Annotated in this window: 8 protein-coding genes; 6 read left to right on the top strand and 2 right to left on the bottom strand. The window is 34.9% G+C overall.

The annotated features are described in order from the left end of the window. Window positions 1–70: 70 nt before the first annotated feature. From AC6CHR_RS20315 to AC6CHR_RS20300, 4 genes are all read left to right on the top strand, one after another. The gene (locus tag AC6CHR_RS20315; protein WP_498250861.1) at window positions 71–1678 is read left to right on the top strand and encodes an extracellular solute-binding protein; all 1608 of its coding nucleotides are present in this window, start codon (window positions 71–73) and stop codon (window positions 1676–1678) included. Between the two features lie 93 nt (window positions 1679–1771). Next, window positions 1772–2740 (top strand): ABC transporter permease, encoded by a 969-nt coding sequence (locus AC6CHR_RS20310; protein WP_498250859.1) that lies wholly within the window; start codon window positions 1772–1774, stop codon window positions 2738–2740. Window positions 2741–2826: 86 nt separating this feature from the next. After that, on the top strand, window positions 2827–3690 hold the full coding sequence (locus AC6CHR_RS20305; protein ID WP_498250947.1) for a carbohydrate ABC transporter permease: 864 nt from the start codon (window positions 2827–2829) through the stop codon (window positions 3688–3690). 120 nt (window positions 3691–3810) lie between these two features. Beyond that, window positions 3811–4449: a YesL family protein gene (locus AC6CHR_RS20300; RefSeq protein WP_498250857.1), complete on the top strand. Its 639-nt coding sequence runs from the start codon at window positions 3811–3813 to the stop codon at window positions 4447–4449. A 148-nt stretch (window positions 4450–4597) separates the two neighbouring features. Here the strand turns inward: AC6CHR_RS20300 and AC6CHR_RS20295 are convergent, their stop codons facing one another. Together AC6CHR_RS20295 and AC6CHR_RS20290 are read right to left on the bottom strand one after the other, a co-directional pair. Further along, window positions 4598–5596 (bottom strand): iron-hydroxamate ABC transporter substrate-binding protein, encoded by a 999-nt coding sequence (locus AC6CHR_RS20295; protein ID WP_498250856.1) that lies wholly within the window; start codon window positions 5594–5596, stop codon window positions 4598–4600. 392 nt (window positions 5597–5988) lie between these two features. Beyond that, window positions 5989–7254 (bottom strand): BaiN/RdsA family NAD(P)/FAD-dependent oxidoreductase, encoded by a 1266-nt coding sequence (locus tag AC6CHR_RS20290; protein ID WP_498250855.1) that lies wholly within the window; start codon window positions 7252–7254, stop codon window positions 5989–5991. Between the two features lie 218 nt (window positions 7255–7472). Here AC6CHR_RS20290 and AC6CHR_RS20285 point away from each other — a divergent pair, with 218 nt between their 5' ends. Together AC6CHR_RS20285 and AC6CHR_RS20280 are read left to right on the top strand one after the other, a co-directional pair. Further along, window positions 7473–9101, top strand: coding sequence for a putative polysaccharide biosynthesis protein (locus tag AC6CHR_RS20285; RefSeq protein ID WP_498250854.1), 1629 nt, complete (start codon window positions 7473–7475; stop codon window positions 9099–9101). Window positions 9102–9252: 151 nt separating this feature from the next. Beyond that, a complete protein-coding gene (locus AC6CHR_RS20280; RefSeq protein ID WP_498250853.1) occupies window positions 9253–9993 on the top strand; it encodes a pseudouridine synthase in 741 nt (246 codons plus the stop codon). Window positions 9994–10052 lie beyond the last annotated feature (59 nt).

Raw genomic sequence — 10052 nt, 5'->3', positions numbered from 1 at the left:
TATGCTAACAAATGAAAGGGTTTGCATAATAGCTTTTTCATATAAATAAACAAATAAAGGGGAATGTGCTATGAAAAAAATTTCAAAAATTCTTTTCACCATTTGTTTAATTGCAGTTGTAGCATTAACTGGTTGTAGTGACAACAAAACAGTAGAAAAAACAGAGGATGGCAAGGTAGTTTTAACTGCTCTTATTACAAAGCATCCACTTACGCAAGACCTTAAAAAGATGGAATGGCTACAAGAAGCAGAAGAACGGGCTGGTGTTGAAATCAAGTGGGAAGAAGTTACAGCAGATTGGGATCAGAAAAAGGGTGCAATGCTAGCTGCTGGAGATGTTCCAGACTTAATTGTGGGACCGAATGCAATAACAGATGCAGACTTTGCAAAATTCACTGGTTTGTTTCAAGACTTAAATGAGTTAATTCCTGAACATGCACCAAATGTACAAAAAATGTTTGAGGAAAAGCCTGAATTGAAGCAACTTTCTACTCAACTTGAGGGAGAAGTTTATGGTTTGCCTAAATATCAAAGATTTTGGCCAGAGACGGCTACAAGACAATTCATCAATCAGACTTGGTTAGACAATCTAGGTTTAAAAATGCCAACTAATTGGGACGAATTATATGAGGTTTTACTTGCATTTAAAGAACAAGATGCAAATGGGAACGGAGATCCAAATGATGAGATTCCGATGGACTTTGCTCCGACCGGAACATTGGGATTTGGACAGTTTCAACCAACAGTTTTGTTAGGTAGCATGGGAATAACGTTAACTGATGCTAGTGGTAATGGCACTTTTGCAGAAGATGGAGAAGTAAAAAACTTTTTAAAAGATGAACGTTATAAGGACCTTGTCATATTTTTAAATAAATGCTGGGAAGCTGGGTTATTAAATTCTGAAGTATTTACACAGGATTATACGAAATATCAATCAGTATCTCGTGGCGAAGGTGATAATGCTAAAGTTGGATACACATACGGTTGGGAAGTAACTGATCGTTTTGGTAATACATTAGCACCGCAATATACATCAATGGCACCATTAAAGGTAACTGCTGATTCAACAGAGGAAGTATCCTGGAGTTACGATTATAACATGTTAAACTATGGAGTTAATTTCATCCAAATGTCATCCCAAACGAAAAATAAAGAAGCTGCTATGAAATTTATTAATGAACTATATGATCCAGAAGTAAGTATGCAAGTTTTATTTGGATCTATTGGTACAAATATTGCAGATAATGGAGATGGGACTTACAGTGTATTACCACCAGAAGATGAAGCGATGGATCCTGGAACATGGAAATGGACAACTACCTGGGCAGATAATGGACCTATGTATATATCGGATTCATTAAATTTAACTCTCGGTACCGATATGCAATCAGTTGGAAAACAAACTGAGCCATTACAAGCAACATTCGATGCGATTGATAAAGATCAGGATGTATTTCCAGGTATGTTTATCAAATATAGTGATGAGGACAATAATACATTAAGTTTAACCAACACAGATCTGATGAATTTAGCGATGTCTAAATATTCTCAGTGGGTTACTGAAGGCGGTATTGAGTCAGAATGGGATGCTTATGTCGAGGAACTAGAGAAAATCGGTGTCGATAAAAATACCGAGATTATGCAAGGTTACTATGATGAATATAAGAGTGAAAAATAGCAATAAACTTAAGTCTTTAGAATAGTAGGGCGATCCTCAACTTAGAGGGTCCTAACCCTTTTATTTAGATTCTACATAAAGGAGAATGCATTGATGGCCTTTATAAGCACCCAAACAAATAAAAAAAATAATCCTGCTAGTCTTAACTTACAGAAGAAACCAACGATCTTAAATACGTTTAAACGTGATTATCAATTGTGGCTATTGATCTTACCAGCAATCATCATTGTCTTTGTTTTTAACTATATACCTATGTACGGAATTCAATTAGCATTTCGGGAATACGACTTTACTCAGGGGCTTACAGGGGGAGAGTGGGTAGGTCTAAAATATTTTCAACAATTTATTGAAAGTCACATGTTTACTGACTTAATGAGAAACACGATCCTTATTAGTTTAACAACAATTATTATTGGATTTCCTGCACCTATCATCTTGGCGTTGCTAGTGAATCAGATTAAATGGAAAAAGGGAAAGAAAATATTACAGACTACAGTGTATCTACCACACTTTATCTCAATTGTAGTATTGGTTGGATTACTAAATGTTTTATTATCACCAAACACAGGTATTGTCGGCCATATCATGAATGCTTTAGGGTTTGAGGATACAAATTTACTAGCGTCAACTAAAACATTCATCCCAGTATATGTACTTTCTGATATTTGGCAGCATGTAGGTTGGAATAGCATTATATATCTTGCAGCATTAGCAAGTGTAGATCCCCAATTATACGATTCTGCTAAGATTGATGGTGCGAGTAGGTGGCAAATAATTCGTAATGTAGAAATACCTGCGATTATTCCGACTATTATTATTCTACTAATTCTTAATATGGGTTCGATTATTAGTACAGGATTTGAAAAGATATTTCTAATGCAAAACCCTTTAAACCTACCAGTTTCAGAGGTAATTGAAACGTATGTTTACAAGATAGGGATTATTTCAAATCAATTTAGTTATGCAGCAGCAATTGGGTTGTTTAATACGATCATTAACTTTGCTTTACTATTAACGATGAATTACATTGCAAAACGATTTTCAAACATTAGCTTGTGGTAATGAATGAAGTATGATCTAAAAATATGGTCATGCAGGGAGGGAATGTCATGGCGCTTCTTACTAAAAAGGGTAAAAATGTTTCTGATATGTTGTTTGATATAGTGATTTATGTGGTATGTGCGATCGTGTTTTTAATTGTTGCATATCCTTTGTACTTTGTCATTATTGCCTCTGTTAGTGACTCGACCCTTGTTTCCACGGGTAAAGTCTTATTGATTCCAAAGGGATTTAGTCTATTTGGCTATCAGGAAATCTTTCAAGATTCGCGAATTTGGATAGGGTATAAAAATACAATGATCTATTCATTACTGGGCACATTTGTGAATTTGTTGCTCACTTTACCAGCAGCTTATGTACTTTCAAGACAAGAATTCCGAGCAAGACGGATCTTAATGTTTTTCTTTGTCTTTACGATGTTTTTTAATGGTGGTTTAATTCCTACCTATTTATTAATGAAAGATTTACACTTAATAGATACAATGTGGGTGTTTATTATTCCTTTTTCTGTAAATGTTTTTAATTTAATTATTACTAGGACATTTTTTGAGAGTAATATACCTAAGGAAATGTATGAGGCAGCTTCAATTGACGGATGTAGTCATTTTACGTTTTTTATGAAAATTGTATTACCTTTGTCTAAGGCGGTCGTATCCGTTATTGGTCTTTATTACTTAGTGTGGCATTGGAATGATTTCTTTACTGGCTTAATTTATGTGAGAGATTATAGCTTACAGCCATTACAAATTGTATTAAGAGATATTCTTATATCAAATCAAGTATTTGCTGAAGGTGCAGGTAGTGGCGGTTCTGCTGGAGGGTATGCGCAGAGATATGCAGATCAAATAAAGTATGGTGTTATAATCGTTTCAACATTACCAATACTGATCGTGTATCCGTTTATACAGAAGTACTTTGAAAAGGGAGTTATGATTGGGTCAGTAAAAGGTTGATCTATCTTTTTGAATTTTTCTCTAGTCATTAAGTAGTTTTATATAGCTATTGGTCTAAATGATCAATAGCTATTAGATTTTAAGAAGGATTTAGTGGACATAATGAACGGGGGATAATCAATGAAAGGTTTTGGTGAATGGTATCTTCGTCTTGGCGAATGGGCCTTAAATTTATTTTTATTAAATCTTTTGTGGCTGATATTTTCTATGCTAGGTTTATTTATAGTCGGGATATTTCCGGCAACAGTTGCCTTATTTGCGGTTCTGAGAAAATTAACAATGGAGTCAAAAGAAGTTCCAGTTTTTAAGTTGTTTTGGACTACCTACAAAAGGGAGTTTGTTAAAGCAAACATGATCGGGTATGCATGGTCCTTGATTGGTTTTATTTTGTATATAGACTTAAGAGTATTGAATCAATTAGACAGTAGTCTATTAAACCAACTGTTTACAATTGGCTTATATATTATCATCGCTGCCTACCTAGTGACATTATTGTATTTATTTCCGATATTTGTTCATTTTAACTTGAAAACAAGAGACTACTTTAAATATGCTATCATCCTAACAATTGGTCGCCCCATACAATCTATTTTGTTAATTATTGGCTTGATAGTTGGTTTATTTATTCTTTGGAAAGTGCCAGGATTAATCCCTGTTTTTGGTATGAGCTTTATTAGTCTGCTAGTTATGAGAATAGCATCCATATCATTTCCGAGAATTGACAATCCTACTGCGGTTAAAATTGACCATCCATTGTAACTGTTTAAACAGAGGTGCACACACAAAGCTGGAAAGCGTTTATTTTTAAGCCTCAGCTCCGCATGAACAATAATCTACTATTTTATCATTGTTTATTTTCTAATTATCGATAAAAATGAATGACATAAAAATGGTAGTAGAACGATATTTACTTATCCATACTTTCCAAAACATCATCAATTATTTGGCTATTTGCGATTGTACCAGTATATAACCAACTTTTGTCGGTTGGATATTCATATACATGCCCTTTTTTCACAGCAGGTATATTTTGTAATAATGGATCATTAAATACGTCCACTCCTGTGCCCTTATCACTATTAATAAGGAAGAGGTGGTCAGCGTCAAGCTCAGCCAATTTTTCTAAAGAAATGGGACTCCAGTTTCCAGTACTATTTTTAGCAAGTTCTTTTACTACATTCGGAGCTGTGAGTTCTAAATCTTGATATAGCACAGCACCACTGGATAGAGTATCGCTAACGACAAAAAATTGCTTACTTACTAACCAGATCGCTGCAACAGATTCTGCCCCGACAGATTCTTTTAATTTTTCTTTTGCTACTTGTGCTTTTTTCTCATATTCATCTAGTACTTTTTGTGCCTCAGCACTTTTGTCAAACACCTCACCGATAGTAAGTAGTTCTTGACGCCAGTCATTATTTTGTCCCGTTCCAATGACATAGGTAGGAGCGATTTTTGCGTATTGATCATACTTGCCGCCCTCTGCTATATCTGCAGAATCAATGATGATTAGATCTGGTTTATAGCTTGCGACAACTTCAAATGGCAGTTCACTAGGGATCGTAGGGATACCTTTAAGATCCTCACCTAAATATTTTAGTGTATCTGCGCCGTTATTTACAGACCATTGAGCAACAGGTTTGATTCCGAGAGCTACTAAATTATCCTCTAAATAAGAAGCTAATACACGCTTAGGGTTCGCAGGGATAGTGACCTCATGGCCTTGTGCATCTGTTAATTTTCGTTTTTCTGTAGAGCTTGAAGACTCGGGTGATGTGGAAGTTTTTGATTCCGTTTCTTTATCACTTGAATTGCTTTCCTTATTGTTACAAGCTGAGAGTATTGACAGGATAATGAATAGATTCAAAAATAGCATGATGTTTCTTTTGTTTTTAGATTTGAACATAGTTTTTCTCCTCTTAGTATAGTAGTAATAACAAAGTAAATGATAACAATTATCATTATCGTTTACAACTAATTTATTTTAATATACTAAAAATAAAGATTTTTCAGCGAAAATACAAACGAATGAAAGTGACAGTTGAAAATTTAAGAGGTGTCGAAGATCTGATTTCAATTTGTGGGCTAAAAGGAAGGAAAAAAAGAATGAGGATGGCTAAAACACAGGATGTCAGTAACAATCACTAAGCGCCAACTTCATTCTTAACTATATAATATAATAAAGCATTTTTATAACAAGTTCTTAGATTATATTGCCCCGCCCCGCATAGAGTAAACGCGCATATACTTATTCTTTCTGGGGAGAAACGTAACAATACTAAATATACAAACTCAATATTACTGCACTGAATATAAGGCAGCATTCAAACCGGCAAGTCTACCAGTAACCAACGCTGATGTAATATTATACCCACCCGTATACCCATGAATATCAAGGATCTCACCACAGAAATAGAGCCCATCTTTGAATTTTGAGGACATCTCACGAGGATGTATTTCTTTTACAGATACACCTCCACCGGTAACAAAGGCCTTCTCAATCGAAAGTGTTCCATGAACATTAAATTGAAATTGCTTACAGTCTTTTACAAATGCTCGAAGCTTTTCGTTTGATAGATTGTCATATGTCAGTAATGGGTCAATATTATTTTTCTCTAATAAAAATAACAAATAGCGTTCAGGTAATAGTCCTTTTAAAACATTTTTGAGTGCCTTTTTTGAATCCAACTTTAGATTGTTTACGGTTGTTTGAAAAAGTTGTTCCTCATTCGTATCTGGTACTGCATCAATGCTAACTGAAATTGAATTTGTTTTAAACTTTTTCATTGCTTTAACAACATATTGACTGCATCTTAAAACGGCTGGTCCAGAAATTCCAAAATGGGTGAAGATCATGTCCATTTTGTGTGTAATAATGGCTTTACCTTTGGGATTTAAAACACTTAAGGCAACATCTCGTAGGGATAATCCTTGTAGTGTTTTTTCTTGGATAAAGGATTCATTGGACGTAATTGGCACTTCAGTAGGAAAAAGCTCTGTAATTGTGTGACCTGCTTTTTCGGCCCAGGCATAGCCATCGCCAGTACTTCCTGTATGTGGAACACTTTTACCACCAACTGCTAGAACAACAGCATTTGTTGAGATGGTTTCTCCACTTTCTAGAGTGACACTTATGACCTGCTGATTATTATAATTGACATCCTTCACAGGTTCATTCGTGCGGATCTCGACCTTCAATCTTTTAAGTTCATTTAGTAAGGCTTCCACAACAGACTGAGCCTTATCAGTTACAGGGAACATCCGGCCATGATCCTCTTCCTTTAGCTTAATTCCAAGATTCTCAAAAAAGGTAATGATATCTTCGTTGCTAAATTCGGAGAATGCACTATATAAAAAACGACCATTACCTGGTATATGCTTGATAAGTTCGTCTATAGGCAGGCGATTTGTTACATTACATCGACCTCCACCTGATATAGCGAGTTTTCTACCTAATTTATTTCCTTTATCAATTAATAGTACACGAGCGCCCTGTTGGCCTCCAGCAATCGCCGCCATTAATCCTGATGGACCGCCACCAATTACTAACACATCATATTTCATTCGATTTTTACACAACCTTTATAATAAATAATAGATTTAGTTTTGGTTTCAACTTACTTCTATTATAGCGAAAGAATAGGAAAAGCCCAAAAAATGATAGTAGTCGACAAAATTCCATTATTTTCTTGAATCTTCATATTGAATTTATGGAATAACCGAAGGTTTGTGGTAAAATAGAAAAGTTGAATCTTCATAGAGAAGAATGGTGAGTAAGAAATATGTCGAATAAATTGTTAAGAGGCACTTTTGTATTAACGTTAGGTACATATATTTCAAGAATTTTAGGTATGATTTATCTTATTCCTTTTGCAGCGATGGTTGGAACTGATGGTGGAACATTATTCCAAACAGGGTATGCACAATATACTATATTTTTAAGTATTGCAACAGCTGGATTTCCAGCCGGAGTATCAAAATTCGTTTCAAAATATAATGCAATTGGTGATTATCAAACAAGTAGGCGCATGTTCAAAGCAGGGATAACAGTTATGCTTGTTACTGGCTTGATTGCATTTGGGCTATTATATTTATTAGCACCAATTCTTGCTAAAAGCGCACTAGCAGACAGCAACCTTAACGGAATTACAGTTGATGATGCAATTTTAGTTATTCGCATGGTTAGCTTAGCCCTAATTATTGTGCCTTTGATGAGCTTAGTTCGAGGTTTTTTTCAAGGGCATCAATCAATGGGTCCGACAGCTGTTTCTCAAGTGATTGAACAATTAGTCAGAATTATTTTCTTATTAGCAGCCACTTATCTTATTATTAATGTATTTAACGGTGGATTAGTATTAGCGGTAGGATATGCTACTTTTGCCGCTTTTGTTGGAGCAATAGGTGGATTGTTAGTCTTGTTATATTATTGGATGCGCCGTAAACATACACTCTTGGCAATGCAAGAAAACCAAGTAGATACTAAGGCCATGCCACTAGGGATGATGTTTAAAGAAGTTTTCAGTTATGCAGGACCTTTTGTGTTTGTTGGATTGGCTATCCCACTTTACAACTATATTGATACAAATACATTCAATCGTGCAATGATTGAAGCTGGGTTCAAGGATGTAACAAAAGATATGTTCTCTGTTTTACTGCTGTATGTCCCAAAACTTGTCATGATTCCGGTTTCATTAGCAACTGCATTTGGTCTTACTCTTATTCCATCTGTCACTAAATCTTTTATTGACAATAATCGAGTGGTCCTACATAAGCAAATTGATCAAACATTTCAACTGATTATCTTATTGACGTTGCCTGCTGTTATCGGCTTATCTCTATTAGCTGGGCCAGCTTATAATATCTTTTATCATGGTGTTTCTGACGAGATTGGCAAAACGATCTTAATGTGGTATGCACCTGTAGCGCTCTTGTTCTCGCTATTTACAGTAAATGCCGCTATACTTCAAGGAATTAATAAACAAAAATTAGCAGTAATAAGTCTAGTTATAGGTATTCTCGTGAAATTAGCATTGAATACAACTCTTATTCAATTGTATCAAGGTGTGGGGTCAATTGTAGCAACAGCTGCAGGATACACAGTCTCTTTAATATATGGATTTGCGATGATTAAGCGTCATTCAGGTTATTCATTTAGATTAGTAGTAAAAAGAACCGTATTAATTACTATCCTCTGTTGTTTTATGGGACTAGTCCTTTCTGTCATGCAATCAATCCTCGCTGTTTTTGTTGATTATCAGGATGGAAAAATAGAAGCAGCAATTGTAGTAAGCATTTCAGTAGTAGTTGGTGGGGCAGTATATTTATACTTAGTCTATCGATCTCATTTGTTAGAAAAGATTGTTGGAAACAGATTAAATAAATTTTTACCTAAAAAACGTACACAAAATTAAATTTAGAGATATTTAAATTTCTGAACGAATAATAAAGCACAATTAAGGTTAAGAAAGAAATCAATGGTGAAAATAAAAATACTCTAGCTAAGAGACTCGGTGAAAACCGGGTCTTTTCATAAACTACTATGATCGTGTGGTGCAATAAGGAATGAGAATTGACAAATTATTAGCAAACATTGGCTACGGAAGTCGTAAAGAAGTAAAAAAAATGTTGAAAACAGGTGTTGTCTTAGCAGATGGAGCAGTTATAAAGGATCCAAAGACACATGTGAAACCAGAAATACAGCTAGTGACAGTTAATGGAGAGAAAATCGAGTATAAGGAATATGTTTATTTACTGATGAACAAACCAGCAGGTTATTTGTCTGCAACCGAAGATGAGCTTCAAGAGACGGTCATTGATTTATTAGAAATGGAAGATGCTGTTTGTCAGCCATTCCCTGTGGGTCGTCTGGATAAAGATACTGAAGGTTTATTGTTCTTAACAAATGATGGTCAGCTTTCACATCAGCTTCTATCACCCAAAAAACACGTACCTAAAACGTACTACGCTACAATCCTAGGTGAAGTTACTAAAGAGGATATTGAATCATTTAAAGTAGGTGTTGAATTAGATGACGGTTACGTAACAAAGCCAGCAAAACTTGAAATACTTTCAGCAGGTAATCAATCGATCATAAACATAACGATATCTGAAGGGAAATACCATCAAGTGAAAAGGATGTTTGAGTCTGTTGGTAAAAAGGTAACTTACTTGAAGAGAATATCCATGGGCCCTATCTTATTGGATGAAGAAGAATTACAAAAAGGTGAATACCGAGAACTAACGGATGAAGAGATTGAGTTATTACGTCAGTACCAACCAATCGATTTTATCTCAAATATGTAGTAGTTAATAAAAGAAATCAAGTTAGCTTAGATATAGATAAATAAAAGGAACCTTAGTAG

It is taken from the genome of Metabacillus sp. GQ13 (assembly GCF_059758525.1).
This window is presented reverse-complemented; position numbering and strand designations above follow the sequence as displayed.

What these genes read in the sequence shown, in the direction of transcription:
- AC6CHR_RS20315 (WP_498250861.1), top strand. Translation starts at nt 71, where the DNA reads ATGAAAAAAATTTCAAAAATTCTTTTCACCATTTGTTTAATTGCAGTT.
- AC6CHR_RS20310 (WP_498250859.1), top strand. Translation starts at nt 1,772, where the DNA reads ATGGCCTTTATAAGCACCCAAACAAATAAAAAAAATAATCCTGCTAGT.
- AC6CHR_RS20305 (WP_498250947.1), top strand. Translation starts at nt 2,827, where the DNA reads ATGTTGTTTGATATAGTGATTTATGTGGTATGTGCGATCGTGTTTTTA.
- AC6CHR_RS20300 (WP_498250857.1), top strand. Translation starts at nt 3,811, where the DNA reads ATGAAAGGTTTTGGTGAATGGTATCTTCGTCTTGGCGAATGGGCCTTA.
- AC6CHR_RS20295 (WP_498250856.1), bottom strand. Translation starts at nt 5,596, where the DNA reads ATGTTCAAATCTAAAAACAAAAGAAACATCATGCTATTTTTGAATCTA.
- AC6CHR_RS20290 (WP_498250855.1), bottom strand. Translation starts at nt 7,254, where the DNA reads ATGAAATATGATGTGTTAGTAATTGGTGGCGGTCCATCAGGATTAATG.
- AC6CHR_RS20285 (WP_498250854.1), top strand. Translation starts at nt 7,473, where the DNA reads ATGTCGAATAAATTGTTAAGAGGCACTTTTGTATTAACGTTAGGTACA.
- AC6CHR_RS20280 (WP_498250853.1), top strand. Translation starts at nt 9,253, where the DNA reads ATGAGAATTGACAAATTATTAGCAAACATTGGCTACGGAAGTCGTAAA.